Below are 26,331 nucleotides of genomic sequence, written 5' to 3' on the forward strand. Positions count from 1 at the left end.
CCCCCACGGGACGGGCACGGGGACCGGTGATGCGGTGAACTGGCTCACCCCTCACGCTCGATCTCACACCCGCGCCGGTGCCGGCACAAGGCCCGCCGGGCGGGTCGCACGCCCGGCTGTGTGCCCGGCCGCTGCCGGCCGTTATCGTGGGACCGCCATGGCGAAGATCTTCCAAGTGACGGCCCGGGCGGGCATGACCCGCATCGTGGAGCCGATCGCGCGCGGACTGCTCCGCGCGGGCGTGTCCCCCAACGCGGTGACCGTGACCGGCACCGTCGGCGTGCTCGTCGGCGCGCTCGGCTTCGGCGCGCGTGGCCACCTGGTCGCCGGCGCGCTGATCGTCACGGTCTTCGCCCTCACCGACCTGCTCGACGGCACGATGGCCCGGATGAGCGGCGGGTCCACCCGGTTCGGTGCGTTCCTCGACTCGAGCATGGACCGGGTCGCCGACAGCGCGGTGTTCGGCGCGGTCGCCTACTGGCTGGCCACCCAGCACCAATATTCCGGGGTGGCCGCCGCGCTGATCTGCCTGGCCGCGGGCGGGCTGGTCTCCTATGTCAAGGCCCGCGCCGAGGGGCTCGGCATGAGCGCCAACGTCGGCGTCGCCGAGCGCACCGAGCGGCTGCTCATCGTCGGCGTCGGCGGCCTGCTCACCGGCGTCGGCCTCGACCCGGCCCTGGAGGTCGCGCTCTGGCTGCTCGCCGCCGTCTCGATCTTCACGGTGGGGCAGCGGATGACGCACGTCTACCGGCAGGCCCAGCGGGTCGGCGTCGAGTGAACCTCACCGAGGCGGGCTTCGTCGCGGGCTGGCGCCTGATCCGCGCCCTGCCCCGGCCCGTCGCGGCCGCGGCCTTCCGGGTGGGCGCCGACCGCGCCCACCGCAAGGACGGCGGGGGTACGCGTCGACTGCGCGCCAACCTGCGCCGGGTGGTCGGCCCGGACCTGCCCGACGCGGAGCTGGACGTGCTGGTCCGCGCCGGCCTGCGCTCGTACGCCCGCTACTGGCTGGAGGCGTTCCGGCTGCCGGGCCTGAGCCGGGCGGAGATCCTCGCCGGGTTCCGCCTCGACGGCGCGGAGCTGCTCGCCGCCGACGTGGCGGCCGGGCGGGGGGCCGTGGTGGCGCTGCCGCACGCCGGCAACTGGGACGCCGCGGGCGCCTGGGTGGCGGCCACCGGCTGGCCGATGACCACCGTGGCGGAGCGGCTGCCGGACGGCGTCTACGAGCGGTTCGTCGGGTTCCGGGAAGGGCTGGGGATGGAGATCCTGCCCAACCGCGGCGGCGCGCGGCCGGCGTTCGACGTGCTGGTGGACCGGCTGCGGGCCGGTTACGTGGTGCCGCTGCTGGCGGACCGGGATCTGTCCGCCCGGGGTGTGGAGGTGGACTTCTTCGGCGGCCGGACCCGGATGCCACCCGGCCCGGCGTTGCTGGCGCTGCGCACCGGCGCGCCGCTCTACGTGGCGTCGATGTGGTACGAGCCGGACGCCGCCCACGCCTCGATCGAGGGGCCGCTGGCGCTGCCGGATCCGGACAGCGCCCCGCTCGACGCCCGGGTCCGGGTGGTGACACAGCGGATAGCCGACGGACTGGCCGCGGGCATCGCCCGGCATCCGCAAGACTGGCACATGTTGCAGCGGATGTGGCTGGACCAGGGGCCGGGCGGGGCGTCGACGTCGACGCCGCCACCGGCCGCCACCGGGACGGTCTAGGGGGCGCCATGCGGATCGGCATCGTGTGCCCGTACTCCTTCGACATTCCGGGCGGGGTGCAGAACCATGTCATGGACCTGGCCGAGGCGCTGCTCGGGCTCGGCCACGAGGTGAGCGTGCTGGCCCCGGCCGACGAGGACGCGACGCTGCCGCCGTACGTGGTGTCGGCGGGTCGGGCCGTGCCGCTGCCCTACAACGGGTCGGTGGCCCGGATCGCCTTCGGCCCGGTGTCGACCGCCCGGGTACGCCGGTGGATCAATCGGGGCGACTTCGACGTGCTGCACGTGCACGAGCCGCTCACGCCGAGCCTGTCGATGCTCGCGGTGCTCTGCGCCCGCGGCCCGGTGGTGGCCACGTTCCACACCGCGATGACCCGGTCCCGGGTGCTCTCCGCGGCGCAGGGCGTGCTGCAGATCCTCCTCGAACGGATCACCGCCCGGATCGCGGTGAGCGCGCTCGCCCGCAAGATGCAGGTCGAGCACATGGACGGCGGGGCCGTGGAGATCCCCAACGGGGTGGCGGTGGCGAAGTACGCCGGGGTGCCGCCGCTGCCGGACTGGCCGGGGGAGTGCGCGCCGGGCCGCGGCGGCACGCTTGGATTCCTGGGCCGGTTCACCGAGCCGCGCAAGGGCTTCCCGATCCTGTGCGACGCGTTCGTCGCGCTCGCCCCGCACCGACCCGGGCTGCGCCTGCTGGTGGCCGGGCCGGGCGACGCCGACGAGCTGTACGGCCGGTTCCCGGCCGATCTGCGTGACCGGGTCACGTTCCTCGGCCTGGTCTCCGAGGCGGACAAGGCGCGCATGCTGCGCAGCGTGCACCTCTACGTCGCGCCGAACACCGGCGGGGAGTCCTTCGGGATGATCCTCACCGAGGCGCTCGCCGCCGGGACCACGGTGGTCGCCAGCGACCTGGACGCGTTCCGCCGGGTGCTCGACGGCGGCCGGGCCGGCCGGCTCTTCCCGACCGGGGACGCGGCGGCGCTCCGGGCCGCGCTGACCGAGCTGCTCGACGACGACGACCGGCGGGCCGGGCTGACCGGCTGGGGCGACCAGGTGGCGGCGAGTTTCGACTGGCCCGTGATCGCTCGTCGCGTGCTGGAGGTGTACGCAGCCGCGATCGAGGCCACCGACGGCCGGGTCATGGACCAGGAATGGGCGGGGCTGGGCTGACCAGGCCGGCCGGGATGAGGAGCAGCACTACGATGCCGGGCATGTGGTGGGTGGTGGGCGCGGTCCTGGCGGTCGGGCTGGTCTCGGCGTACCTCATCTGGACCGCCGGCCGGGTGCAGCGGTTGCAGATCCGCGCGGAGTCGGCGTCCCGCGCGCTGGAGGCGCACCTGCTGCGCCGCGCCGCCGCCGCCGCGGTCCTGGCCGAGCAGCGGTACGGCGTGGAGTTGTACGGCGTGGAGCTGTACGCGGCGGCCCGGATCGCGTTGGACGCCGTCCCGGAGGAGCGCGAGGCGGCCGAGAACGACCTCACCCGGCAGTTGCGCGCGGTGCGGCTGGATCCGGCGGACCCGGCCTGCGGCGCGGTGATCGCGGCCAGCCGGCGGTTGGCGCTGGCCCGGCAGGTGCACACCGACCTGGTCCGGGACGCCCGCTCGGCCCGGGGCCGCCCGGTGGTGCGGCTGTTCCGGATGGGGCGGGGGCGGGAGTGGCCCCGCTACTTCGACATCGACGACCCCACGGTGGTCCCACGCGCCGACGTCCCCACCGGCTGAGCGCCGCGGCTTTCTGCCGACGGCTGTGCCCACCGGTTCGCGGCTGTGCTCCCTGGCTGAGGACCGTGTCCGCTGACTGGCGGTCCCGGCCGTCCGCCGCCCCTCGGGCTTCCCTGGCCGATTATCTGCCACCGGGCGGCCACCCCGCGGCATCGGATGACCTTCTTCGGCGCCTAGAAACTTGATGGCGTAGGTGGATCAGCGAGGAATCTCGGCCGATCCATTCACGTCATCAAGTTTCTAGGCGCCCAGTCGGCACCTGTTCGGCCACCGCGCTGCCGCCGCACCGCGCTGCCGCCGCACCGCGCTGCCGCCGCACCGCCGGGCGCGCCGCACGCCGTGACGGCGGCCACAGGGCAGTCCACCGGGGGGCCGATTGGCTGTCGGAGCGGCGTCGCGCCGGTCGTAGCATTCTGCGCAGCCACCGTGACAGCACGCCCGTCACCGCACGCCGAGGAGCGATGAACCGTGTCTGATTCCCCCTCCCCGACCACCGACGCCGCCGTCGGCACCGCCCGCGTGAAGCGCGGCATGGCCGAGATGCTCAAGGGCGGCGTGATCATGGACGTGGTCACCCCCGAGCAGGCGAAGATCGCCGAGGACGCCGGCGCCGTGGCCGTGATGGCGCTGGAGCGGGTGCCCGCCGACATCCGCGCCCAGGGCGGGGTGTCCCGGATGAGCGACCCGGACATGATCGACGGCATCATCGCGGCCGTCTCCATCCCGGTGATGGCCAAGGCCCGGATCGGCCACTTCGTCGAGGCGCAGGTCCTCCAGGCGCTCGGCGTGGACTACGTCGACGAGTCCGAGGTGCTGACGCCGGCCGACTACGCCAACCACATCGACAAGTGGGCGTTCACCGTGCCGTTCGTCTGCGGCGCGACGAACCTGGGCGAGGCGCTGCGCCGGATCACCGAGGGCGCCGCCATGATCCGTTCGAAGGGCGAGGCGGGCACCGGGGACGTCTCCAACGCCACCACCCACATGCGGAAGATCCGGCAGGAGATCCGCCGGCTCCAGACCCTGCCGGCCGACGAGCTGTTCGTCGCGGCGAAGGAGTTGCAGGCCCCGTACGAGCTGGTCAAGGAGGTCGCCGAGGGCGGCAAGCTGCCGGTCGTGCTGTTCACCGCCGGCGGCATCGCCACCCCGGCGGACGCGGCCATGATGATGCAGCTCGGCGCCGAGGGCGTCTTCGTCGGCTCGGGCATCTTCAAGTCCGGCAACCCGGCGCAGCGGGCCGCCGCGATCGTCAAGGCGACCACCTTCCACGACGACCCCGACGTGCTGGCGAAGGTCTCCCGCGGCCTGGGCGAGGCGATGGTCGGCATCAACGTCGACGAGATCCCCCAGCCCCACCGCCTGGCCGAGCGCGGCTGGTGAGGTGTAAGGCGGGGCCCCCGCTTAACGCATTCGGTATAGGCGGGGGCCCCGCTTAACACACCCGGTTAAGCGGGGCCCCCGCCTAACACCGCGCCCTGGAGAGGAGCGACGCGTGACCGTACCCGTGATTGGTGTGCTGGCCCTGCAGGGCGACGTGCGCGAGCACGTCGCGGCGCTAGCGGGCGTGGGCGCCGACGCGCGGCCGGTGCGCCGGCCGGGCGAGCTGGACGCGGTCGACGGCCTGGTGGTGCCCGGCGGCGAGTCGACCACGATCAGCAAGCTGGTGGACATCTTCGAGATGCGCGAGCCGATCGACAAGCGGATCGCGGGCGGGATGCCGGTCTACGGCTCCTGCGCCGGCATGATCATGCTGGCCACCGAGGTGCTGGACGGCCGCCCCGACCAGCGCGGCTTCGCCGGCATCGAGATGACCGTCCGGCGCAACGCGTTCGGGCGCCAGGTCGACTCGTTCGAGGCGCCGGTGGCGCTCACCGGGGTCGACGGCGAGCCGTTCCACGCGGTGTTCATCCGCGCGCCGTGGGTCGAGCGGGTCGGCGCGGGCGTCGAGGTGCTCGGCCGGGTGACCGAGGGCCCGGCCGCCGACCGGATCGTCGCGGTCCGGCAGGGAAACCTGCTGGCCACCTCGTTCCACCCGGAGCTGACCGGCGACCTGCGCCTGCATCGCCTCTTCGTGGACCTGGTCCGGGCCGCCGCCTGACGAGCGCCCGTGGGTGCCTCTCAGCCGTGGCCTCGGTAGGATTGCCGGGTTCGGCTCCGGCGAGGGCTGCCGACGCAGGGCGTGGATCACTAACGGAGGTACTCAGATGTCCGGCCACTCAAAGTGGGCGACCACCAAGCACAAGAAGGCCGTGATCGACGCCAAGCGCGGCAAGATGTTCGCCAAGCTGATCAAGAATGTCGAGGTGGCGGCCCGCACCGGCGGCGGTGACCCGGCCGGCAACCCCACCTTGTTCGACGCCATCCAGAAGGCGAAGAAGAGCTCCGTCCCGAACGACAACATCGACCGCGCGGTCAAGCGCGGCTCCGGCCTGGAGGCCGGCGGCGCCGACTGGCAGACGATCATGTACGAGGGGTACGGCCCGAGCGGCGTGGCGATGCTGATCGAGTGCCTCACCGACAACCGCAACCGCGCCGCCACCGAGGTACGCACGGCGCTCACCCGCAACGGCGGCTCGCTCGCCGACGCCGGCTCGGTGTCGTACATGTTCTCCCGCAAGGGCGTGGTGATCGTGCCGAAGGCCGGCACCAGCGAGGACGACGTGATGATGGCCGTGCTGGACGCCGGCGCCGAGGAGGTCAACGACCTCGACGAGGCGTTCGAGGTGATCTCCGAGCCGGGTGACCTGCTCGCGGTGCGCACCGCCCTCCAGGACGCCGGCATCGAGTACGAGTCGGCCGAGTCCTCCCTCGTTCCCAGCGTGAACGTGCCGCTTGACGAGGACGGCGCCCGCAAGATCTTCAAGCTGATCGACGTACTTGAGGACTGCGACGACGTGCAGAACGTCTACGCCAACTTCGACGTCTCCGACGAGATCCTGGCCGCCGTCGGCTGACCCCGCGCGCCGGCTTCCGCCGCATGATCCCTTTGCGCCGGCTTCCGCCGCATGATCGACACCAGTTCGGCGTAGTGGCGGTATCCCAGTCCCGGGATACCGCCACTACGGCGTAGTGGCGCGCGCCCTTGCCCGGGCCGGCGGACGGGCGGGCGACAGCCGCCGCAAGCCCGCCGGCCGGACGAAGATGGTCCGCCGCGCGACCGCGTCCCCGGCGGCGTTCACCTCGTAGCCGTCAAGCCAGGCCCACCCGTCGTACGTGGTCCAGTCGAGCGTCCGGATGACGCGGAACATGATCGGCCGGACGAACTGGACCGAGGCGGCCCGGGTGACGTGGAGCAGGTCCCCGGATCGCGGCGTCATCCGCGCTTCCGGTCCCGCCACGCCCGAAGCGTCGCCACGGCCCGGGCGAGCCGTTCGCACCCGCCGTCGGGTCGGCACCTGGGACACACGGCCCGGTGGTGAAGGTCGATCACGTAGCCGGCCAGGATGACCGCGAACGGCGGCTCGGGTAGCCGCCGCTCCGCCCCCGTCACGACGCACTCCGCGTGGTCGCCGTAGGCGCCACCCTGATGGCCGTACGCCGGACGCTCCACCACGTCGACGGGCTCATCCTGCCGCTGGAACCACTTCCACCGACCCATGTCCACCTCCGGAAAGGACTGCTGATGCTGTCCGTCGACCTTCACTGTCGGTACCGTGTGTGAAACTCTGCGTGGTGAACGTCGGTCCGCAGAAGCGATGAGGCCCTTGTGGAGCGACGGCGGCGAGAAGCATCTCCGCTGGCGAGAGTGGTGAGGAAAAGGTGCGGCGGGTTGGAGGGAGTTTGGGGATCGTGACCATGACCGCGGCGGAGATCCTGCTGGACGAGTTGCGTCGCTCGCGAACCACGCGGGGCCTCAACCAGGAGGAGTTCGGCCGGTTGATCAGCTACTCCGGCACGCACGTCAGCGCGGTGGAGACGGGCAGCAGGCCGCCCACGACGGACTACGCGGCGGCGATCGACAGGGCGTTGCGGACCGGCGGCATCTTCGGTCGGTTGCTCGACCGGCTCTCGGTCCTGGACATGGCTCCGCCCTGGCTTCGGGAATGGATCAGCGTCGAGGAGCAGGCGACGGCTCTGCGTTGGTACGAACCCGCCTTCGTGCCCGGACTACTGCAGACCGAGGCGTACGCGCGAGCCATCCTGCACGCGGGCGGGCAACTCACCGTCGAGCAGATGGACCAGCGGGTCCGCTCCCGCATCGAACGTCAGGCGATCCTCAACCAGGGGAACCCGCCTCGCCTCGTGGCGGTGCTCGACGCGGCCGTCCTGCGCCGGACCGCGAACGACGACCGCGCGATCATGCGGGAACAGTTGGCACACCTCGCTGCGGCGGCTGAGCTACCGCACGTTCGAATACATGTCGTGCCCGAAGAGACCGGTCTCTATCCTGGGCTGCAAGGCGGCTTCATTCTGGCGAGCATGCCGGATGACTCCACCCTCGGCCACACCGACAACCAGGTCCGTTCGGAGACGGTCAGTGGTGCGGCCGAGATTGCTACGCTCGAACGCACCTGGGAGATCGTCGTCCGGGACGCCCTGCCCCGGAAGCTTTCTCTGGCGCTGATCAAGGAAGCGGCACTGACATGGACATGACAAACGCCCGGTGGCGTACGTCGACGAAGTCGGGGACCAACGGCGGGAACTGCGTCGAGGTGGCCGACAACCTCCCGGGTGCCGTTGTCGTCCGGGACAGCAAGGACCAGCGCGGTCCCGTGCTGGTCTTCGAGCCGGGTGCCTGGCAGGCGTTCGTCTCTCACTCGAAGACAACCGCGACCCGCTGACGCCGGCTGCTGCGCGCCCATGCCGCTGGCGACCCCGCCGTGGTCCGTGACTATCCGTGCTGTCCGGAGGTTATCTCTTGGGGGTGTCGGTAGTGGCCAGGATGCTGCTTGATCTCGACGAGGATCTTCTTGCGGAAGCGACTGTCGCGCTCGGCACCCGGACCAAGCAGGAGACCGTCACGGAGGCACTTCGGCAGGCTGTGAAATCCAGCCGTGAGCGGCGGCGGCGCGCACTGGCAGACCTTCAGGAAGTTTGTGAAGGCAACGGTTTCCACTTCGATCGGCAGATCAAGGAGAGACACCGTGATTGATCTGACGGGAGCGACCTGGCGCAAGAGCACCAGGAGCGGAGCCCAGGGCAACTGTGTAGAGATCGCCGACAACCTCCCCGGTGTGGTGGCGGTCCGGGACAGCAAGGATCAGCAGGGCCCGGCCTTGACCTTCACTCCGGAGGCGTGGTCCGCGTTCCTCACCGTCGCCGGAGCGCAGGCAACCCGCTGACGCCAGGCCCGGCGAAACCGGGCTGACCGGGGCGCTGACGTGCCCGTACTCTGCCGGAGTGCTCGTACCCGATCTGCCGCTGCGCACCGACCGCCTGCTGCTGCGTGCCTTCACCGCCGACGACCTCGCCGTGGTCCGGGACTACCGGGGCCGTCCGGAGGTCACCCGTTTTCTCTACCACGAGCCCTACGACGACGCTGCCGCGCGGGCGGCGATCGACCGGCTGGTGCGGCGCACCGCGCTGCGCGCGCCTGGCGACGTGCTCAACCTGGCCGTCACGCTTGCGGACACCGGCGTGGTGGTCGGCGACGTGCTGTTGACCTGGACCAGCCGGGATCACCGGCAGGGCGAGATCGGTTACGTGGCCCACCCGGACCACACCGGGCGGGGGTACGTCACCGAGGCGGCCCGGGAGTTGCTGCGGCTGGGCTTCGACGGGCTGGGCCTGCACCGGATCGTCGGCCGGTTGGACGCCCGCAACGCCGCGTCGGCCCGGGTGCTGGAGCGGCTGGGCATGCGGCGCGAGGCGCACCTGCGGGAGAACGAGTTCGTCAAGGGGGAGTGGACCGACGAGGTCATCTACGCCCTGTTGGCGCGGGAGTGGCGGGCGGCGGCCTGAGCGACCGCCGCTCGCCACCCGCCGGTCAACGAATCGCCGGCTGCCGGCGGAAGCGGGCGCGCAGGGCGGAGGAGACGAGGAAGGGCAGGACGGCCAGGAGCAGCGCGACCAGGCCGGCGAGGAGCAGAATCCACCGACGGGAGTCGTCGGTGCTGGCCGGGGCGCCCCAGGCGTTGCGGCCGTCCGGGAACGTGAGGGTGCCGGTGACCTCCCGGTGGACCTGGCCGCTCTCCAGACGCAGGCGTACCCGCCAGGGCCCGTTCGGTAGCTGCCGGTCCAGCGGCACCTGCACCTGGGCGCTGCCCCCGATCGGCACGGTGGTGCCGAGCTCGGCGGGGAACGGCCCGGCGGTGAGGCCGCCCGGCCCGTCCGACAGCCAGAGCTTCCCGGTCATGTCCAGGGCCCGCTCACCGGTGTTGTGGACGGTGCCGCGCACCACCGGGTTGCCGCCGTCGGTGCGGCCGGGGAGAAGCTCGCCGATGGTGAAGTCGGAGGGTGGGTCCCCGCCCGGCCCGACGTCCAGGTAGATCCGGATGCCCACCCGGTGGACCTGCTCGACCTCGGTTCCCTTGGGGTCCTTCAACCGGGAGGCGACGGCCGCCCAGATGGCGCCGTAGCGCTCACCGCGCGACGCGTTCGGCGGTACGGTGACCGTCGCGCGCAGCTCGGTGGTGCTGTCCGGCGGGGCGACGAACGTCGCGCGGTTGACGGTCACCCACTCGGGCAACTCGTTTGCCTGCGGGTTGTCGGCGGGGACGAACTCGTTCTCCTTGATCTCGGCGGGGCCGACGGAGAGCGTGATCCGTTGTGGACCGCTGGAAGTGTTGGTCACCGCCAACCGGCGGGTCATCCGCGCGCCCGGGTTCAGGTGGTCGATGAGGTAGATGCTGGCGCGCGGGTCGTCCTTGCGGCCCCTGGTGGCATCGAGGAGCTGGACGCCGATGCGCCCGTCGGCCCGGGCCCCGGGGGGCGGGCGGTCGTCGTCGGTGTCCCCGTGGCCGTCGGCCGAGGCGGGGGCACCGGCGACGACCGTGCCCAGCAGGACGGTGAGTGCCGCGAGCGCGGCGACCGTACGGCGGGATCGTGCTGCCATACGCTCAGGTGACGGTGTGCGTGATGACGCCGGCGTAGGTGCCGGCGATGGCGTCCAGCGGGATCTGCACGCTGAGCGACGGCGTCCACGTCGCGTCGTTGACACCGACGCCGGAGGTGTGGGTGAACGCCGTCTGCGACGTGCCCAGCGCGTCGCCCACCGGCGGCGGCGGCGCGGTGCAGGGGCCGGCCTGGCCGGGGTTGAAGTCGCCGACGCCGTCGCTGGAGGTGGCGGGGCCCGAGCAGTAGTAGACGTCGGAGCTGGCGATGAGTGGGCCGGTGGTGCTGTGGGTGAAGTCGGTGCTCGCGACCGAGACCACCCAATTGGCGGGGTCGCTCGCGCGCAGGTCGGTCACCGTGACGTCGCCCAACGAGCCGTACGCCCACCACGTGGTGGGCGTGCCGGAGGGCGCCTGAGTGGTCAGCGTGGCGTTGTCCGGCACGGTGATGTTCAGAGCGCCCGGGGCGATGTCGAACGTGACATCGGTCGGGCAGGCCACGGTGTCCAGGCAGTCGGCGGCGTAGGCCGGCGCGGCGTTGAGCAGGCCGGCGGCCAGCACGGCCGCGCCCACTACGGCGCCCGCGGTCAGTTGGCGTTTCATGCAGGTGTTACCTCCTGTCGGTGGAACCTTTCATCCCGAACAAGAGATTATGCGAGGAATGACCGTTTTGAAGTTATATGAGTTTTCTGTGCCGCCGCAGGCACCCGATTGGATGACGTGCCCCGGTGGAGTCGACGGTGTGGTCCCGGTCCGGTGCCCCCGTGTGCGCCGGACCGGGACCAGGTCTCATCGGGTGGCGCGGTAGGTCTTCACCGCGGTCTCGACCAGTCCCCAGAGGGTGACCAGGACGATGCTGGCGATGGTGATGGTGACGAGGGTGTCGAGGTTCCCCTCGTCGCGGAGCCACTCGAACCTTCGGATCAGCGCCGGGTTGAGCAGCCGGTCGGTCCACAGCAGCCACAGCAGTGGCAGGCAGAACGCCAGATCGAGGACGGTCTTGAGGCCGAACAGCGGCCAGGTCCATCGACCGATCCGGTATTTGACGACCTCGAACAGCACGCTGAGCAGCAGCACGGCGAGCAGCGCCGGCAGCCAGCCGTGCCACAGTGCGGGGTCGAGCAGTGGAATGTCCCGCCCGTCCACACCCGCCACCCACGAGTGGAAGTGCTGCCAGATCAGGAAGCCGGCGAGGAACAACACCATCGCGATGGTCGCGCAGGTCTCGGGAAGCCGGGTGTCCCGCTCGACGGGCGCTTCGGGGAGCCTGTCGGGCGTCCAGGCGGGCAGGTCCAGCGGGGTGCGGGTGCGTTCCAGCACGGCGAAGACCAGGGTGGTCCAGAACGCGATCTGCACCGCGGTCTGCACCGCGGCGGCGATCGCGGGGCCGACCGGACCGCCGGGGCGGTCGGTCGCGGCGGCGACCACCCCCACCACCACCCCGACCGTGGCCGGAATGTACGTGAGCAGCCGGCGCAGCAGGTTCCACCAGAGCAGGTAGTAGGTGGGGCCGATCAGGTGCAGGATGCGGTCGGTGTACCGCGCGGCGAGCTGGTCGGGCGCCCCCAGTTCGGTGAGGACCTCGCGCTCGGCGGTCGCCGGGTCCTGCCCGCCGTCGGTGCGGCCCTCGATCATGTCCGCGATGGCGGCGCGCAACTCGGTGGAGATCTCGTCGCGGCGTTGCGCCGGCACGGTCCGCAGGGTGGCCGCCACATAGCGGTCGGTCAGGGAACTCATCGCCCCACTCCTTCGATCAGCTCGGTGACGGACGTCCGCACCGCGGTCAGGTCGTCGAGCAGGCGGTTCAGCACCGCCTCGCCGTCGTCGCTGGTGCGGTAGAACTTGCGCGGTCGGCTCTCCTCGGTGTTCCACTCGCTCGTCAGCAGCCCCTGGTCCTCCAGGCGGCGCAGCAGCGGGTAGAGCGTGTTGGCGTCGACCGCGAAGCCGTGCGCGGCCAGCCGTTGCAGCAGGGCGTAGCCGTAGTCGGGGCGGCGAAGGGCGACCAGGCTGGCGACCACGATCGTGCCGCGCCGCAACTCCTGGAGATGCGTTCGGAGAACCTCGTCGCTGACCATGCGTCACACGATAGTGTGTGCCACACACCATTGCAAGAGAGCACAGCATCGTGCGTCGCACAGACAACCCTCCGCAGAGACGCCGACCACCCTCGGCGCGGACGGTGGAGCCGGTGAGATCACCTCGGTAGGGTGGGCCGGTCGGCTCCGACGCAGCTTGATCCACAACCCGGGGGGCGCCACGCATGGGCGATTCGTTCGCGCATCTGCACGTACACACCGAGTATTCGATGCTCGACGGCGCGGCCCGGCTCAAGGACCTCTTCGCCGAGGTGAGCCGGCAGGAGATGCCGGCGGTGGCGATGACCGACCACGGCAACATGCACGGCGCGAACGACTTCTACAAGCAGGCGATGGCGGCCGGGGTCAAGCCGGTCATCGGCATCGAGGCGTACGTCGCGCCCGAGTCCCGGCACCACAAGAAGCGCGTCCGGTGGGGCCGCCCGGAGCAGAAGAGCGACGACGTCTCCGGCAGCGGCGGCTACACGCACATGACGATCTGGGCGGCGAACAAGGTCGGCCTGCACAACCTGTTCACGCTGACCAGCAAGTCGTACACCGAGGGCTTCTTCGTCAAGTGGCCGCGGATGGACGCCGACATCCTCGCCGAGAACGCGTCCGGGCTGATGGCGACCACCGGCTGCCCGTCGGGCGAGGTGCAGACCCGGCTGCGCCTCGGCCAGTTCGACGAGGCGTTGAAGGCGGCGGCCAGATACCAGGACATCTTCGGGAAGGACAACTACTTCCTGGAGATCATGGACCACGGCATCCCGATCGAGCACCGGGTGCGCAAGGAGCTGCTGGAGATCGGCCAGAAGCTGGGCATCCCGCCGGTGGTCACGAACGACTCGCACTACACCCACGAGGCGCAGGCCGAGGCGCACGACGTCCTGCTCTGCGTGCAGACGGCGGCGAACGTGTCCGACCCGAACCGGTTCCGGTTCGACGGCAGCGGTTACTACATCAAGTCGGCCGACGAGATGCGCGCGGTCGACAACTCCGACGCCTGGCTGGAGGGCTGCCGCAACACGCTGCTGGTGGCGGAGAAGGTCGACCCGACCGGGATGTTCACCTTCCACAACCTGATGCCGCGGTTCCCGGTCCCCGAGGGCGAGACCGAGGAGTCCTGGTTCCGCCGGGAGACGTTCGCCGGGCTCAAGCGCCGCTTCCCGAACGGCATCCCGGAGGGCCACGTCGTCCAGGCGGAGTACGAGCTGGGCGTCATCATCCAGATGGGCTTCCCGTCCTACTTCCTCGTGGTCGCCGACTTCATCCAGTGGGCCAAGAGCCAGGGCATCGCGGTCGGACCGGGCCGCGGCTCGGCGGCCGGCTCGCTCGTCGCGTACGCGCTCGGCATCACCGACCTGGACCCGATCCCGCACGGCCTGATCTTCGAGCGGTTCCTCAACCCCGAGCGCGTCTCGATGCCGGATGTCGACATCGACTTCGACGAGCGTCGGCGCGGCGAGGTCATCAAGTACGTGACCGACAAGTGGGGCGAGGACAAGGTCGCGCAGATCGCCACGTTCGGCACGATCAAGGCGAAGGCCGCGATCAAGGACTCGGCCCGGGTGCTGGGTTTCCCGTACGCGGTCGGCGACCGGATCACCAAGGCCATGCCGCCGGCGGTGATGGGCAAGGACATCCCGCTGTCCGGCATCTTCGACCCGAAGCACCCGCGCTACGCCGAGGCCGGCGAGATCCGGGGCCTCTACGACTCCGACCCGGACGTCAAGAAGGTCATCGAGACCGCCAAGGGCATCGAGGGGCTGATCCGGCAGACCGGCGTGCACGCGGCCGGCGTGATCATGTCCGCCGAGCCGATCATCGAGCACATCCCGCTGATGCGGCGCGACGCCGACGGCGTCATCATCACGCAGTTCGACTACCCGACGTGCGAGTCGCTCGGGCTGCTGAAGATGGACTTCCTCGGCCTGCGCAACCTGACCATCATCGACGACGCGGTGAAGAACATCGGGCTCAACCACGGCACCGAGTTGGACCTGCTCGGCCTGCCGCTCGACGACAAGCCCGCGTACGACCTGCTCGCCCGCGGCGACACGCTCGGTGTGTTCCAGCTCGACGGCGGGCCGATGCGTTCGCTGCTGCGGATGATGAAGCCGGACAACTTCGAGGACATCTCGGCCGTGCTGGCGCTCTACCGGCCCGGCCCGATGGGCGTCGACTCGCACACCAACTACGCGCTGCGCAAGAACGGGCTCCAGGAGATCACCCCGATCCACCCGGCGCTCGAGGAGCCGCTGCGCGAGATCCTCGCCCCCACCTACGGCCTGATCGTCTACCAGGAGCAGGTGCAGCGCGCCGCGCAGATCCTCGCCGGCTACACGCTCGGCCAGGCCGACCTGCTGCGCCGGGCGATGGGCAAGAAGAAGAAGGAGATCCTGGACAAGGAGTTCGTCCCGTTCCGGGACGGCTGCCGCGCGAACGGCTACCCCGACGACGCCATCCAGGCCGTGTGGGACGTCCTGGTGCCGTTCGCCGGCTACGCCTTCAACAAGGCCCACTCCGCCGCGTACGGGCTGGTCTCCTACTGGACCGCCTACCTCAAGGCGCACTACCCGGCGGAATACATGGCGGCGCTGCTCACCTCCGTCGGCGACGACAAGGACAAGATGGCGCTCTACCTGTCCGAGTGCCGTCGGATGCGGATCCAGGTCCTCCCGCCGGACGTGAACACCTCCGCCGGGCCGTTCACCCCGGTCGGCAAGGAGATCCGCTTCGGCCTCGGCGCGGTGCGCAACGTCGGCGCGAACGTGGTCGCGTCGATCATGCGGTGCCGCGACGAGAAGGGCGAGTACGCCGACTTCTACGACTTCCTGTCCAAGGTCGACGCGGTGGCCTGCAACAAGAAGACGATCGAATCGCTGATCAAGGCCGGCGCGTTCGACTCGCTCGGCCACCCGCGCAAGGGCCTGCTCGCGGTGCACGCCGACGCCATCGACGCGTACGCCGACGTCAAGCGCAAGGAGGCGGTCGGCCAGTACGACCTCTTCGGCGCCGGCTTCGGTGACACCGACGCCGGCGGCAGCACCACGGTCATGCCGGTCATCGGCGAGGGGGAGTGGGACAAGCGCGACAAGCTGGCGTTCGAGCGCGAGATGCTCGGCCTGTACGTCTCCGACCACCCGCTGTTCGGCCTGGAGCACGTGCTCGGCGCGGCGGCCGACACCACCATCGCCGCGCTGTCGGAGGAGGGCACCGTGCCCGACGGCGCGGTGGTCACGCTCGCCGGCATCCTCTCCGGCGTGCAGCGCCGGGTCACCAAGCAGGGCCGCGCCTGGGCCTCGGCCACCCTGGAGGACCTGGCCGGCGGGGTGGAGACGCTGTTCTTCCCCAACACCTACGAGGTGATCGGGCAGTACATCGCCGAGGACGCGATCGTCGTGGTCAAGGGCCGGGTGGACCGCCGCGACGACACCCCCCGCATCATGGCGATGGACATGTCCATGCCGGACGTGACGAGCAACCCGGCGAACAAGCCGGTCACGCTGACCATCCCGGTGCACCGCTGCACCCCGCCGCTCGTCGAACGGCTCAAGGAGACCCTGGTGCTGCACCCCGGCGACACCGAGGTGCACGTCAAGCTGCTCAACGGCGGCAAGACCACCACGCTGCGGCTCGGCCCGTTCCGGGTCGCCGCCACCACCGCGCTGATGGGCGACCTGAAGAGCGTCCTGGGCCCGGCCAACGTGAGCTGACCGTGCGGCCCGGGCGGTGATCGGGCAGCATCGCGAGGATGCCGCCCGATCACCTGCTGCACGTCCGTGACCTGCTGCCCGACGCGCTGGCCTGCCTGCGGGCATGCCGGTCCGCGCCGGCCGACAGTTGGCCGCAGCGGTGGCGGGCCGGTTACCTGGCCCGGCACCCCGACGTGTTCCGGGTGCTCGATCGCGACGGCGACTGGTCCGACCCGGCCGACGTGACCGCCGCCGTGGCCGGGCTCCGCGACCGGGTCGCCGACCTGGCCGCACGTGCCGAGGCGGTACGCGACCTGCTGCCCGCCGGCGTCGCGGACGCGGCCGGCGCGCTCGGCTGGTCCGGCGAGGGTGGACCGGTCGAGTGCGTGGTGCTCGTCGGGCTGCATCGCGCCAACGGCTGGGCCGACGACCTGGGCGGCCGGTTCGCGCTCTTCCTCGCCGTGGAACGCCTCGGCCCGCCGGACGACGACGGGCTGCTGGTGCGGCACGAGGTCGCGCACGTGGTGCACGACCGGCGGGCCGGGATCCGCGACTGGCCGCCGCACGGGGTGGCGAACCAGCTCTTCGCCGAAGGGCTGGCCACCCAGGTCACCGCCGAACTCGATCCCGGCCGCCCGCTGGAGGCGTACCTCTGGTTCGGTCGCCCCGGCCACCGGCCCTGGCTGGACGAGTGTCGGCGCCGCTGGCCGGAGATCCTGGGCCGGATGCGCGCCGACCTCGACGCGACGGACCCGTACCACCACGCCGCGTACTTCCTCATGCGGGACTCGCCGCTGCGCGGCGACCTGCCCCGGCGCTGCGGCTATCTCGTCGGCCTGGCGGCGGTGCGGCGGTTGCGGGACCGGCACGGCCTGCCCGAACTGGCCGGCTGGCCGTTGTCCCGGGTCCGGGCGGAGATGGCGACGGCGCTCGCGGACCTGCCCGCGCCCGACTGAGCCGGCCCGGTCGGTTTCGGTCCGGTCTGGTCCGGTCTGGTCCGGTCCTGTCCTGTCCGGTCGGTCCGGTCGCGCCGCGGCCCTGAGACCGTGCTTTGAAGCGCCACTACGCCGAGATGGCGGTATCCAACCCCACGATCGGCTCCAGTACGCCGAGGTGGCGGTATCCAAGGCCGTCCGATACCGCCATTTCGCCGAGCTGGTGTGGATCATGCCCGGTGGGGCGGTGGGGCGGCCGGGCGGGGCCACGGGGGTGGGATTGGCGGTGTCCGGTATGGGGTCGGTCTCGCTAGCGTCGGCGCATGGAGTTGGAGCAGGCGCAGAAGTTGTGGCAGCCGGAGCCGGGCTGGTTGAACACCGCCACCTACGGGTTGCCGCCCGACCCGGTGTGGGATGCCGTGCAGCAGGTGCTCGCTGAATGGCGTACCGGTGGGGTGTCGTTCGAGGTGTGGGACACCTCGGTCGACCGGTCCCGGGCCGCGTTCGCCCGGCTGGTCGGCGTCGACGCCGCCGACGTGAGCATCGGCGCAACCGTGTCGCAGATGGCCGCGCCGATCGCGGCGGCGCTGCCACCCGGCGCCACGGTGGTGGTGCCGGAGGGCGAGTTCACCTCGATCCTCTTCCCCTGGCTGGTGCAGGAGGAGCGGGGCGTGCGGGTGCGCACCGTCCCGCTGGCCGGGCTGGTCGACGCGATCGACGCCGGCACCGACGTGGTGGCGTTCAGCGTGGTGCAGTCCGCCGACGGCACGGTCGCGGCGTACGACGAGATCGTCGCGGCGGCCCGGGCGCACGGCGCGCTCGTGGTGGTCGACGCCACCCAGGCGTGCGGCTGGCTGCCGTTCGCGGCGGACCGGGCGGACGCGGTGCTGGTCGGGGCGTACAAGTGGTTGATGGCGCCGCGCGGCTCGGCCTTCGCCTACCTGGCGCCGGCGCTGCGCGAGCGGATGCGCCCGGACGCCGCCGGCTGGTACGCCGGCCAGGACCCGCACGCCTCCTACTACGGCACGCCGATGCGGCTGGCGGACGACGCCCGGCGGTTCGACATCTCCCCGTCCTGGCTGTGCTACGCCGGCGCGGCCCCGGTGCTGGAACTGCTCGCCGACCTGGACCTGGCGGAGGTGCGGGACCACGACGTGGCGCTCGCCAACCGCTTCCTGACCGGGTTGGGCCGCCCGCCCGGCGACAGCGCGATCGTCACCGTCGAGGTGGCGGGCGCGCAGGAGAAGCTGGCCCGGGCCGGGGTGCGGGCGGCGGTCCGGGCCGGTCGGGTACGCGCCTCGTTCCACCTCTACACCACCGAGGCGGACGTCGACCTGGCCCTGAACGCGCTGACCGGCTGATCAGGCCGGGTGGCCGCCGATCTTCGGGTGACCGCGTAGCAGATCCCGGGAGACGACCCCGCTCGTCAGCGGCACGGTGCCGCTGTCCGAGGCGCCCGCGGCGCTGGGGCGGCTGGCGCGGCGGGGGCGCCCGCCGGATGGTCACCTTCCCGGACCGGGGCCGTCCGCAGCGGCCGAACGGCGGTACCCCGCGCCGTCCGGCCTAGGCTACGATCCAAGCCACTATGATCATCCAGCGTATCCGCCGGCTGGCCACCGAGACCCCACCCGATCGCCCGGCGCCGCCGCAGGTCACCCTCCCGAACTGGATGCTCGTTCCGGGCCTGGTGGCGCTTGTGGGGTCAGTCGCGGCATACGCCGCGTTCGTGCGCGCCCATCCGCTGATCAAAATCGACTTCAGGATGTACCTGGGCGCCGCGCACGCCTTCCTGGACGGCGAGCCGGTCTACCAGCTCGGCTACACCTCGCTCAATCTGCCCTACACCTACCCGCCGGTGACGCTGCCGTTCATCACGCCGCTGACCTGGCTCGACCCCCGCACGGCCCTGTACGGGTGGAACGCCCTGGGGCTGCTGGCCATGCTCGGCGCGCTCTATCTCACCACCGGCATGCTCGGTCACCGTGGGGTCCGCGGCCGGTTGGGCCTGGCCGCCGCGGCGCTCGCCCTGCTGCTCTGGACCGAGCCGCTGCAACGCAACCTCAGCCTCGGCCAGATCAACATCTTCGTGCTGCTGCTGGTCGTGGCGGACCTCTCCCGGCCGGACCGGAGCCGGTTCAAGGGCATCGGCGTGGGCGCGGCCACCGCGGTCAAGCTGCTGCCCGGCCTGTTCGTGGTCTACCTGCTGCTGACCCGGCGGATCCGGGCGGCCGTCGTGGCGTCGGCCACCTTCGCCGGGCTCACCCTGCTGGGTGTGATCATCCAGCCGGGCGGCTCGTACGACTACTGGCTCACCGGCCGGGCGTTCGACTCCAGCCGGGTGCTGATGACGCTGGGCCCGCGCTACGGCGGCAACCAGTCTCTCCAGGGCGCCGTCGCCCGCGTGCTCGACATCAACGAGCCGAACAACATCTGGTGGCTGATCTCAGTCGTCGTGGTCGCGGTGGCCGCGCTCTCCCTGGCCGTCGCGCTCCAGCGGCAGGGTGAGGAGACCATGGCGATGGTCGTGGTGGGCCTGACCATGCTCGTCGTCTCGCCGGTGAGTTGGTCGCACTACTGGCTCTGGATCGGCCCGATGGTGCTGGTGCTCGTCGACGTGGTGCGACGTGCCGGCGGTGCGGCGCGCGTGCTCGCCGGCGTGGTCGCGGTGGCGGCCGTGCTGCCGTACCTCATGTGGCCGGGGCGCATCCGCACCGGTGAGGTCATCCCGCTCGGCCTGATCTGGAAGTCGGGCAAGTTGGAGGGTGCGGCGCAGGCGCTGGCACTCGATGCCTACGTCGGATCCACGCTGGTACTCTTCGCGCTCGCCGGGCTCTGGTTGTGGCACCGGCGACGCGCCGCGGAGCGGCCGGCGTCGATCTTGCCGGAGCGCGTACCGGCATGAGCCGGCCCGTCGAACCGGCCACCCCCCACCACCCCGCTCCCCAGGAGACGTCGATGACGCAGGCGACGGACCACCGCCTCGCACCGGTTTCAGCGCCGGATCCGGCCCACCCCGGCCCGCCTGTCGAACCGGCCGTCCCGGCGCCCGCCGCCGAGACGCCCGCCCCGCGCCGGCCGCGGCTGCTGGTCCTGGACGGGCTGCGCCTCGGCGCGGCGGTCATGGTGGTCGCGTACCACCTCGTCGGGGACAAGCTCGGCGCGTGGCAGGACCCGTCGGCGGGGGCGATCTTCGGGCCGGTGCACGCCGTGGCCAAGTACGGCTTCCTCGGCGTGCAGCTGTTCTTCATCATCAGCGGCTTCGTGATCTGCATGAGCGCGTGGGGCCGCACGGTCGGCGACTTCTTCGTCTCCCGGGTGGTGCGGCTCTACCCGGCGTACTGGTTCGCGGTCCTGCTGGCCACCGGGGTGCTCCTGCTGGTGCCGCGGGAGGGCCGACCCGAACCGCGTCAGGTGCTGGGCAACCTGACGATGATGCAGGACTTCCTCGGCATCGGTCACCTCGACCTGTCCTACTGGACGCTCACCGTCGAGATGATCTTCTACCTGCTCTTCGCGATCCTGGTCGCCCGTGGGCTGAGCTACCGCGGCGTGGTCGCCTTCTGCGCCCTCTGGACCATCGGCTCGCTCGTCGTACCGAAGTTCGGCAACACGTGGCTCATCCAGGTGACCGCCGCGAACCACTCCAGCTACTTCATCGCCGGCGTCGCGCTCTACCTCATCCACCGCTTCGGCCCGAACCTGCTGCTCTGGTCCATCGTCGGGCTCTCCGGCCTGGTCGCGCTCACCCGCCTGCCCGGCCTCGCCCGGGCCCGCGAGGTCGGCTACCTGCCGTCCGCTGTGATCGTCGTGTTCTTCCTCGCCCTCATGGCGGCCGTCGCCCTCGGCCGGTTCGGCTGGGTCCGCTGGTCCTGGGTGGCCACGGCGGGCGCGCTGACCTACCCGCTCTACCTCATCCACCAGACGCTCGGGATCGCGTTGATCCAGCGCGCCCAGGACCACCTGTCCCCGTGGCTGCTGATCGGTGCGGTCTTCGCCGGCCTGCTGCTCGCCGCGTGGCTGATCCACCGGTTCGTCGAGCGGCCGGTGGCGCGGTGGATGAAGCCGCGGCTGACCGCCGCCGTACGCCAGGCCCGCGAGGCCCGCTGACCCGACGGGCCGGTGCATCCAGACCGCCCCGTTCCGACGAACCCTCCCGGTAGAGACCGTCTACCGGAAGGGTTCGTCTGGTGGGGAGGACCGGGCCGATGCCGGCCGAGGCCGTCGAGGACGCGCGCAAGCAGCTCACGCTCGCCGCGGAGGACCTGGACGACGGTCGGGTCGCCGCGCTGATCGTGGAGGCGGCGGACCGGTGGGGCGTGACGCCGCTGTGGGAGCGGGTCTGCGCGCCCCTGCTCGGTGCGCTGCCCGGCCGCAGCGCCGCCGAGGTGGCCGTCGAACACGCCTTCGCCGAGGGCGTCCGCTGCGGTCTGGACGTGCTGGCGCGCGAGCCGGGTCCGGCGCGGCGGGCGGGTCGCGTCCTGCTCGCCGGGGCCGAGCAGGAGTCGCACTGCCTCGGCCTGCACGCGCTCGCGGCGGCCCTGCGCGAGCGGGGGTTGGACAGCGTGCATCTCGGCCCGGCCCTGCCCTGGACGGCGCTGGCCAGCGCCGTGCGCCGGGTCCGGCCGCGGGTGGTGGTGGTGTGGGCGCAGAGCCCGCTGACCGGCCGGTCCTACCGCCTGGTCCGGCTCGGGCGGGACACCCCCGGACTGCGTGTCCTCGCCGCCGGACCGGGCTGGATCGAGCCGTTCCCACCCGTTCCCGCCGCCCCGCGTCGCCTCACCACCCTCACCGAAGCCACCGCCGCCTGCCTGCAAGGAGGGGGCCCCGCTTAACGCTTCCGGTAGAGGCGGGGGCCCCGCTTAACGTGACCTGGCGCACAATCGATACGAACCGGTTCCGTATCGAAAATCGCTCGCCTACGCTCGGCATCGTTACGAGTCTGCCCCGTATCGAATTTGACACGGGTGAGCGGGGGGAGAACCCGACCATGGAACCGCACGAGAACACCGGACACCCGAGGAGGTGGGCGATCCTCGGGGTGCTGGTGATCAGCCTCCTCGTGGTCGTCCTCGACAACACCATCCTCAACGTCGCGCTGCGCACCCTCGCCGACCCGGTGCGCGGCCTCGGCGCCAGCCAGGGCGAGCTGGAGTGGGCGATCAACTCCTACACCCTCGTCTTCGCCGGCCTGCTGTTCACCTTCGGCGTGCTCGGCGACCGGTTCGGCCGCCGACGCTTCCTGATCCTCGGGCTGGCGCTGTTCGGCCTGGCCTCGTTGCTCTCCGCGTACGCGCAGGACCCGGCGCAGCTGATCGCCGCGCGGGCGCTGATGGGCGTCGGTGGCGCGGCCATCATGCCGGTCACGCTCTCGATCATCTCCAACGTCTTCGACCCCCGCGAGCGCGGCCGGGCGATCGGGGTCTGGGCCGGCGCGGTCGGTCTGGCCGTGGCCATCGGCCCGGTCCTCGGCGGCACGCTGCTGGAGCACTACTGGTGGGGCTCGGTCTTCCTGATCAACGTGCCGGTGGTGGCGGTCGGGGTGCTGCTGGTGGCGATCCTGGTCCCCGAGTCCCGCGACCCGTCCCCGGGCCGGGTGGACCTGCTCGGCGTGCTGCTCTCCGTGATCGGCCTGGTCGCGCTCACCTACGGCATCATCGACGGCGGCGAGCACGGCTTCGGCCGGCCGCAGGTCTGGGTCTCGATCGCCGCCGGCCTCGCGGCGCTCGGCTGGTTCGTCGCGCACGAGCTGCGCAGCGACCACCCGTCGCTCGATGTGCGGCTGTTCCGGGTGCCCCGGTTCGCCGCCCCGGTGGCCCTGGTCGGGCTGGTCTTCTTCGCCGCGATGGGGGTGATGTTCTTCGGCGCGTTCTACCTCCAACTGGTCCGCGGCTACAGCCCGCTGGAGAGCGGCCTGCTCTTCCTGCCCTTCGCGGCGGCCCAGCTCATCTTCGCCCCGCGCAGCGCCGCGATGGTCCGTCGCTACGGCGGCCGGGCGGTCGCGGCGGTCGGCCTGGCGCTCACCATCGTCGCGCTCGCCGCGTTCGTCTTCATCGACGCCGAGACGCCGATCTGGATCTTCTCGGCACTGGGCTTCCTCCAGGGCGCCGGAATGGCGAACATCATGCCGCCGGCCACCGAGTCGATCATGTCGGCGCTGCCCCGGGAGAAGGCCGGCGTGGGCTCGGCGGTCAGCAACACCGTCCGCCAGGTGGCCGGAGCGCTCGGCGTGGCGGTGCTCGGCTCGGTGCTCTCCGCGGTCTACCGCGACCAGGTCACCCCGGCGCTGTCCGCGTTGCCCGCCCCGGTCCGCGACGCGGCCCGGGAGTCGGTCTCCGGGGCGTACGGGGTCGCCGACCAGGTCGGCCCGGCCGCGCCTCGGCTGATCGAGGCCGCGAACGACTCCTTCGTCTCCGCGATGCACTGGGCGGCCGGGGTCTCCGCGCTGGCGGCGGCGCTCGGCGTGGTGATCGTGGCGCGCTGGATGCCCGGCCGTCCGGCTCCCGCGCCCGAGGCCGCCCCGGCCGGCGAGCCGGAGTTGGCCGGAACCGCATAGGTTCGTGGACAATGTCTGACATGACTTCCACGGCGGATGCTCCGCGGTCGCCCGGGCGACCGCGGAGCACCCGCGCGGACGAGGCGATCGTGGAGGCCGCCCTCGACCTGCTGGCCGAGGGCAACTCCGTCGAGGCGCTCTCCATCGAGGCGATCGCGGCCCGGGCCGGGGTGGGTAAGGCCACCATCTACCGCCGCTGGCCGGGCAAGGAGGCGCTGCTTGTGGACGCGCTGGGCCGGCTCAAGGGCGCCCCGCCCCGCACCGGCGGGCACTCCGTCCGGGACGACCTGGTGCTGCTGGTCAGCGCCGTGGGCCAGCACGTCGACCCGCGGGTCCGCAAGATCATGCCCTGTCTGGTGCCCGAGGTGAACCGCAGCTCCGCGCACCGGGCGGCGTACGAGGCGATCATCGAGCCCCGGCGGCAGGCGATGCGCGAGGTGCTGCGCCGCGCGGTCGACAGCGGCGAGCTGCGCGCCGACATCGACATCGAGGTCGCCATGGCGCTGCTCACCGCGCCGATCCTGACCCAGCGGATGCTGCCCTGGCACCCCGAGTGGGACGAACGGATCCTGCCCGGGCGGATCGTGGACGCGGTCCTGGACGGCCTGCGCGCCCGCTGAGCCGACCAGCTCCCCGGCGCCGCCCGGGCCCGCCCGCGCCGGGCCCGCCCGGCCCGCACCCGGCGGCCCGGCCCGCCCGCGCCGGGCCCGCCCGGCCCGTACCCGGCGGCCTAGCCGGGCGGGACGCGCAGCCGGTGCAGGCGCAGGGCGAGCTGCACCTCAAGCGCCCGCTCCGGCTTCTGCCAGTCGACGCCCAGCAGCTGGCCGACCCGCTCCAGCCGCTGGGTCACGGTGTTGACGTGCACGTGCAACTGCTCGGCCGCCCGGGCCAGGCTGCCACCCACCCCGAAGTACGCCTCCAGCGTCTTCACCAGCGCGGTGCCCCGCCGGGCGTCGTAGTCGACCACCGGCCCCACCGTGGTGGCGAGGAACCGGCTCACGTCCCGGTCCCCGGCGTCGCCGACCGCGCCCAGCAGCAACCCGACGAACCCCAGCTCCGCCGTGCTCGCTCCCTGCCCGGTCCGGCCCAACGCGCCGAGCGCGGTCAGGCAGCGCTCCGCCTCGGCGAACGTGACCGCGAGCGACGCCGGCCCGGTCGACGGTCCGCTCGCCCCGGCGGTCACCGGCCGGCCGGTCAACCGGGACAGGTCCCGGGCCACCGCGCGGGCCGCGCCGCCCGCGTCCCGCCCGGGCAGCATCAGCACCACCCGCCCGTCGCGCGCCGCCGCCAGCCCGCCCCGGGTCGAGGCGTACGTGGTGGCCCACGACAGGACCCGCTGCCGGGCCGAGCCGGTCTCGGCGAACGCGTCGTCACCGACCGCCACCAGCACGTGCGGGGCGTCCAGGTCCACCCCGATCCGCCGGGCCCGGCTGCGCAGCGCGTCGGTGTCCCGCACCGGCCGGGCGATCAGGTCGTCCAGCAGCTCGCCCCGGACCCGCCCCTCCGCCTCGGCCACGGTCCGGCGGAACAGCAGCAGCAACCCCGTCACCAGCGCGGCCCGTTCCAGGATCCGCTGGTCGGCGTCGACCAGCTCGTCGTCCGGGCGCAGCACCAGCGCACCCAGGTTCTCCGCGCCGGCCACCACCGCGGCGTACCAGAGCGGACCGCGGCGGACGCTGCGCCCCTCGGTGCGGGACGCGGCGATCGCCTCCACCATGTCCGCCCGGTCCGGCTCCTCGATCTCGCCCACCCGGGCCAGCCGCCGCCCCTCGGCGTCGAGCGCCAGCAGCGCCCCGCCGAGCACCTCGGTCACCGCCGCCGCCACGTCCTCCATGCCGCCGCCGCGGACCACGAGCGCGGTCATCCGGTCGTGCGCGGCGGCGGCCCGCTCCACCGAGCTGCTGTGCGCCCGGATCGTGCTGTTCGCCGCGGACAGCTCCGCCAGCGCCGCGCGGGTCTCGGCCAGCAGCCGGGCGGTGTCGATCGCCACCGCGGCGTGCGCGCCCAGGGAGACCAGCAGCGACACCTCCTCCCGGGCGAACGGGCGGGCGGAGCGGTTGGCCGCGTAGAGCACGCCGATCACGCTGGAACCGAGCCGCAGCGGCACGCCGAGGATGGCCACCAGGCCCTCCTCGCCCACCCCGCCGTCGATCTCCCCGGTGTGCCGGAACCGCTCGTCCTCCTGGTAGTTCGAGGTGACGTACGGGGTGCCGGTCTGCGCGACGAGGCCGCCCAGCCCGTCGCCCATCTCCAGCCGCAGCCGCTGGAACCGGGCCGAGATCGAGCCGTCGGTGACCCGCATGTACGTGTCGCCGCGTTCGTCGTCGTTGAGCGTCATGTAGGCCACGTCGGTGCCGAGCAGGATCCGCGCCCGGTGCACGATCGCGCGCAGCACGTCGTCCAGGTCGCGCAGGCCGGCCAGGTCGCTCGCGGTGTCGTACAGGCCGGACAGCTCGGTCTCCCGGCGACGCCGGCGCTCCAGCAGCGCCCGGACCCGCAGTGCCACCACCTTCGCCTGCTCCAGCTCGGCCAGCCGGTCGGCGGGCAGGCCGGCGGCGCGCGCGGCGACGAGCGGGCCCTCGAACTCGACCGCCGCGGCCTCGCGCGCCAGCAGCTCCAGGAACTCCACCGGCGACGACATGACCGACATT

27 protein-coding genes are annotated in these 26,331 nt (G+C 72.3%); 20 read left to right on the top strand and 7 right to left on the bottom strand.

Annotated elements, in window-relative coordinates; genetic code table 11:
* Nucleotides 1–157 precede the first annotated feature (157 nt).
* The 7 genes from pgsA to O7613_RS05990 all read left to right on the top strand — a co-directional run bounded on the left by pgsA (nt 158) and on the right by O7613_RS05990 (nt 6,381).
* Nucleotides 158–778, top strand: coding sequence for a phosphatidylinositol phosphate synthase (gene pgsA, locus O7613_RS05960; protein ID WP_281583784.1), 621 nt, complete (start codon nt 158–160; stop codon nt 776–778).
* Nucleotides 775–1,707, top strand: a complete 933-nt coding sequence (locus tag O7613_RS05965) for a phosphatidylinositol mannoside acyltransferase (protein WP_282292629.1) — start codon at nt 775–777, stop codon at nt 1,705–1,707. Before pgsA ends, O7613_RS05965 begins: the two co-directional genes overlap by 4 nt.
* Nucleotides 1,708–1,715: 8 nt before the next feature.
* Complete coding sequence (locus tag O7613_RS05970) at nt 1,716–2,876, top strand: glycosyltransferase family 4 protein (protein ID WP_281583782.1); 1,161 nt, start codon at nt 1,716–1,718, stop codon at nt 2,874–2,876.
* A gap of 32 nt (nt 2,877–2,908) precedes the next feature.
* The gene (locus tag O7613_RS05975) at nt 2,909–3,427 is read left to right on the top strand and encodes a hypothetical protein (RefSeq protein WP_281583781.1); all 519 of its coding nucleotides are present in this window, start codon (nt 2,909–2,911) and stop codon (nt 3,425–3,427) included.
* Between the two features lie 468 nt (nt 3,428–3,895).
* Nucleotides 3,896–4,807 (top strand): pyridoxal 5'-phosphate synthase lyase subunit PdxS, encoded by a 912-nt coding sequence (pdxS, locus tag O7613_RS05980; RefSeq protein ID WP_282292631.1) that lies wholly within the window; start codon nt 3,896–3,898, stop codon nt 4,805–4,807.
* Nucleotides 4,808–4,919: 112 nt separating this feature from the next.
* Nucleotides 4,920–5,525, top strand: coding sequence for a pyridoxal 5'-phosphate synthase glutaminase subunit PdxT (pdxT, locus tag O7613_RS05985; protein WP_282292632.1), 606 nt, complete (start codon nt 4,920–4,922; stop codon nt 5,523–5,525).
* Nucleotides 5,526–5,631: 106 nt separating this feature from the next.
* On the top strand, nt 5,632–6,381 hold the full coding sequence (locus O7613_RS05990) for a YebC/PmpR family DNA-binding transcriptional regulator (RefSeq protein WP_282292633.1): 750 nt from the start codon (nt 5,632–5,634) through the stop codon (nt 6,379–6,381).
* Nucleotides 6,382–6,486: 105 nt separating this feature from the next.
* Here O7613_RS05990 and O7613_RS05995 read toward each other — a convergent pair whose 3' ends face one another.
* Together O7613_RS05995 and O7613_RS06000 are read right to left on the bottom strand one after the other, a co-directional pair.
* Nucleotides 6,487–6,744, bottom strand: coding sequence for a hypothetical protein (locus O7613_RS05995; RefSeq protein WP_282292634.1), 258 nt, complete (start codon nt 6,742–6,744; stop codon nt 6,487–6,489).
* Nucleotides 6,741–7,070, bottom strand: coding sequence for a hypothetical protein (locus O7613_RS06000; RefSeq protein ID WP_282292635.1), 330 nt, complete (start codon nt 7,068–7,070; stop codon nt 6,741–6,743). The genes O7613_RS05995 and O7613_RS06000 overlap by 4 nt, the downstream gene beginning before the upstream one ends.
* 152 nt (nt 7,071–7,222) lie before the next feature.
* Between O7613_RS06000 and O7613_RS06005 the strand changes: the two genes are divergently transcribed.
* From O7613_RS06005 to O7613_RS06025, 5 genes are all read left to right on the top strand, one after another.
* Complete coding sequence (locus O7613_RS06005) at nt 7,223–8,020, top strand: helix-turn-helix transcriptional regulator (RefSeq protein WP_282294486.1); 798 nt, start codon at nt 7,223–7,225, stop codon at nt 8,018–8,020.
* Entirely contained in the window at nt 8,011–8,208 is a 198-nt protein-coding gene (locus O7613_RS06010; RefSeq protein ID WP_282292637.1) for a DUF397 domain-containing protein, read from the top strand. The genes O7613_RS06005 and O7613_RS06010 overlap by 10 nt, the downstream gene beginning before the upstream one ends.
* 101 nt (nt 8,209–8,309) lie before the next feature.
* Nucleotides 8,310–8,519 (top strand): type II toxin-antitoxin system VapB family antitoxin, encoded by a 210-nt coding sequence (locus O7613_RS06015; RefSeq protein WP_282294487.1) that lies wholly within the window; start codon nt 8,310–8,312, stop codon nt 8,517–8,519.
* Nucleotides 8,512–8,709, top strand: coding sequence for a DUF397 domain-containing protein (locus O7613_RS06020; RefSeq protein WP_282292639.1), 198 nt, complete (start codon nt 8,512–8,514; stop codon nt 8,707–8,709). Before O7613_RS06015 ends, O7613_RS06020 begins: the two co-directional genes overlap by 8 nt.
* Before the next feature lie 58 nt (nt 8,710–8,767).
* Nucleotides 8,768–9,328 carry a GNAT family protein gene (locus tag O7613_RS06025; protein ID WP_282292641.1) on the top strand — a complete coding sequence of 187 codons (561 nt, stop codon included), beginning with the start codon at nt 8,768–8,770 and terminating at the stop codon, nt 9,326–9,328.
* A 25-nt stretch (nt 9,329–9,353) separates the two neighbouring features.
* Here the strand turns inward: O7613_RS06025 and O7613_RS06030 are convergent, their stop codons facing one another.
* The 4 genes from O7613_RS06030 to O7613_RS06045 form a co-directional block, all read right to left on the bottom strand.
* A complete protein-coding gene (locus tag O7613_RS06030) occupies nt 9,354–10,421 on the bottom strand; it encodes a hypothetical protein (protein WP_282292642.1) in 1,068 nt (355 codons plus the stop codon).
* Between the two features lie 4 nt (nt 10,422–10,425).
* Nucleotides 10,426–11,022 carry a hypothetical protein gene (locus O7613_RS06035; protein ID WP_282292644.1) on the bottom strand — a complete coding sequence of 199 codons (597 nt, stop codon included), beginning with the start codon at nt 11,020–11,022 and terminating at the stop codon, nt 10,426–10,428.
* Nucleotides 11,023–11,208: 186 nt separating this feature from the next.
* Nucleotides 11,209–12,156: a permease prefix domain 1-containing protein gene (locus O7613_RS06040; RefSeq protein ID WP_282292646.1), complete on the bottom strand. Its 948-nt coding sequence runs from the start codon at nt 12,154–12,156 to the stop codon at nt 11,209–11,211.
* The gene (locus O7613_RS06045; protein ID WP_282292647.1) at nt 12,153–12,494 is read right to left on the bottom strand and encodes a PadR family transcriptional regulator; all 342 of its coding nucleotides are present in this window, start codon (nt 12,492–12,494) and stop codon (nt 12,153–12,155) included. The genes O7613_RS06040 and O7613_RS06045 overlap by 4 nt, the downstream gene beginning before the upstream one ends.
* Before the next feature lie 185 nt (nt 12,495–12,679).
* Between O7613_RS06045 and dnaE the strand changes: the two genes are divergently transcribed.
* From dnaE to O7613_RS06085, 8 genes are all read left to right on the top strand, one after another.
* On the top strand, nt 12,680–16,213 hold the full coding sequence (gene dnaE, locus O7613_RS06050; RefSeq protein WP_282292649.1) for a DNA polymerase III subunit alpha: 3,534 nt from the start codon (nt 12,680–12,682) through the stop codon (nt 16,211–16,213).
* Between the two features lie 38 nt (nt 16,214–16,251).
* Nucleotides 16,252–17,148: a hypothetical protein gene (locus O7613_RS06055; protein ID WP_282292652.1), complete on the top strand. Its 897-nt coding sequence runs from the start codon at nt 16,252–16,254 to the stop codon at nt 17,146–17,148.
* A gap of 302 nt (nt 17,149–17,450) precedes the next feature.
* Entirely contained in the window at nt 17,451–18,488 is a 1,038-nt protein-coding gene (locus O7613_RS06060; RefSeq protein WP_281583769.1) for an aminotransferase class V-fold PLP-dependent enzyme, read from the top strand.
* Nucleotides 18,489–18,712: 224 nt separating this feature from the next.
* On the top strand, nt 18,713–20,029 hold the full coding sequence (locus tag O7613_RS06065) for a glycosyltransferase 87 family protein (protein WP_281583768.1): 1,317 nt from the start codon (nt 18,713–18,715) through the stop codon (nt 20,027–20,029).
* A 53-nt stretch (nt 20,030–20,082) separates the two neighbouring features.
* The gene (locus O7613_RS06070) at nt 20,083–21,234 is read left to right on the top strand and encodes an acyltransferase (RefSeq protein WP_281583767.1); all 1,152 of its coding nucleotides are present in this window, start codon (nt 20,083–20,085) and stop codon (nt 21,232–21,234) included.
* Between the two features lie 98 nt (nt 21,235–21,332).
* Nucleotides 21,333–21,959, top strand: coding sequence for a transcriptional regulator (locus tag O7613_RS06075; RefSeq protein WP_282292655.1), 627 nt, complete (start codon nt 21,333–21,335; stop codon nt 21,957–21,959).
* Between the two features lie 155 nt (nt 21,960–22,114).
* Nucleotides 22,115–23,680 (top strand): MFS transporter, encoded by a 1,566-nt coding sequence (locus O7613_RS06080; RefSeq protein ID WP_282292664.1) that lies wholly within the window; start codon nt 22,115–22,117, stop codon nt 23,678–23,680.
* Between the two features lie 11 nt (nt 23,681–23,691).
* Complete coding sequence (locus O7613_RS06085) at nt 23,692–24,300, top strand: TetR/AcrR family transcriptional regulator (RefSeq protein WP_281583764.1); 609 nt, start codon at nt 23,692–23,694, stop codon at nt 24,298–24,300.
* A gap of 110 nt (nt 24,301–24,410) precedes the next feature.
* Here the strand turns inward: O7613_RS06085 and O7613_RS06090 are convergent, their stop codons facing one another.
* A complete protein-coding gene (locus tag O7613_RS06090; protein ID WP_282292665.1) occupies nt 24,411–26,330 on the bottom strand; it encodes a helix-turn-helix domain-containing protein in 1,920 nt (639 codons plus the stop codon).
* Between the last annotated feature and the right edge of the window lies 1 nt (nt 26,331).

It is taken from the genome of Micromonospora sp. WMMD975 (assembly GCF_029581215.1).
In the GTDB taxonomy this organism is placed as follows: Bacteria; Actinomycetota; Actinomycetes; order Mycobacteriales; family Micromonosporaceae; genus Micromonospora.